The organism is Metabacillus sp. YM-086, from assembly GCF_048059995.1.
In the GTDB taxonomy this organism is placed as follows: domain Bacteria; phylum Bacillota; class Bacilli; order Bacillales; family Bacillaceae; genus Metabacillus; species Metabacillus litoralis_B.
Window position 1 is genome coordinate 1 of the sequence record NZ_JBLUOI010000165.1, and the last position, 1,867, is coordinate 1,867.

The 1,867-nt window shown below is 34.8% G+C and carries 1 protein-coding gene; it reads left to right on the forward strand.

What is annotated here, in order from left to right:
* The coding region (locus ACEWK1_RS27570) for a penicillin-binding protein (protein WP_416636874.1) at positions 1-1,867 on the forward strand (1,867 nt) is incomplete at both ends.

A 1,867-nucleotide genomic window follows, 5' to 3' on the forward strand; every position in this document is an offset into this window, starting at 1 on the left:
TGAAAAAATTGCAGTCGATTCACAAGTATACACAGTGATAGGTGTACTTAGCAAAGAAAATCCAAACCATATAAAAGATATTCCAGATACTGCAGCAAAGTTGGCTAAAGTATTAAAAACTGACTCTAAAGCTATTGAAAAATCGTTAAGTGATAGTAAAGCATATCAAGTTGAGTTAGGAAAAATAGGCAGAAATATAACATTTACTCAAATGCAAGAAATTAGCAATCTCGATCTTCCAGGAATCATCTTTGCTCCAGATATTAGAAGAACTTACCCATTAGGTGATTTTGCATCACACATTGTAGGAATCACTGATTTCGATGGTAAAGGTATATCAGGCATCGAAAAGGAATATTCAGAAGAGCTATTAGGGACAGATGGATACATAAAAAAGAAGATTGATGGGTTTATAGGATTTGGCTATGATTTGCCTCAGGAAGAATCAAAATCTAAGCCTCCTCAAAATGGAAACAATATATATACAACATTGGATATGAACATTCAGACGATCCTAGAAGACTCGATGAATCAAGTTGTTAAAGAATACAATCCTGAAAAAATCATTGGGATTGTGATGGACCCTAAAACAGGTGAGATAGTAGCTCTAAGTAATAGACCCTCAATTTATCCCAATGAGCAAAATGAAGTTAATTATTTGAACTATGCCCTGTCATCTTCCTTTGAACCTGGCTCTACAATGAAGATATTTACACTAGCAGCTGCTATTAATGTAGGGGTTTATAATGGTCAAGAGAAATATAAATCAGGTGCAATAGAAGTTACTGGTGAATTGATTCATGATCACAATAAAACGGGCTGGGGAATGATTACATATGATAAGGGTGTTGAGCTTTCGTCAAATGTTGCATTTACAATCCTAGCAAAAGACAAATTAGGTTTTGATCGATTCTATCGTTACTTACAGGAGTTTGGATTTGATAAAAAAACTGGAATAGATATGGGCAATGAAGGATTAGGTAAATTCGTTTATAATCGTCCAATTGAAAAAGCTACCACAGCGTTTGGTCAAGGATCTACTTTTACTCCAATTCAATTAGTTACAGCTGCTTCTTCTATCGCAAATGATGGTAAGATGATGAAGCCTTACGTCATAAAGAAAATTTTGGATGAAAAAGGAAAAATTCTTGAAGAAAACAAACCTAAAGTATTGAATAAACCAGTAAGTGCTGAAACAGCTAAGAAGACAAGAGAATTACTAACCTCTGTTGTAACTGATGGTACAGGAACCTACTTTCAGCTAAATGATTTTCAGGTTGCTGGTAAAACAGGAACTGCACAAATTTCTGATGGAGAAGGGGGTTATCAAGTTGGGAGAAATAATTATATGTTTTCATTTTTAGGAATGGCTCCTGCTGAAGACCCTAGGTTGATTATGTATGTTGCAGTTGAAAAACCAAATTTGAAGGCAGACCAAGTAGGTGCAAATGCTGTTTCCGACATATTCAATACTGTAATGGATTATGGTCTTAAAAAGCTAAACGCTACTTCTGATGTAGACAATAACAAAAGTAACAGTGAAGAAGTAACTCCAACAATCATGGAATCCTATAAAGAAAAGTCAGTTAAAAATTCAGTTAGCATCCTGAAAGGCAAAGGGTTAGAACCTATAATACTTGGTCAAGGAGAAAAGGTAGTAGAGACAGAACCAATTGAAGGAACAGAGTTGTTAAAGGGTTCAAAAGTATTAATAAAGACAGAAGGTAAAAAGGTAATGCCTGATATAACTGGATGGAGCCTTTCTGATGTTATGAAGCTAAGTAGCTTAACTGGGTTAGAGATTCAACATGAAGGAAATGGATTTGTAACTTCACAAAGTATAGGTGAAGGTAAAGAGATTAAAGAA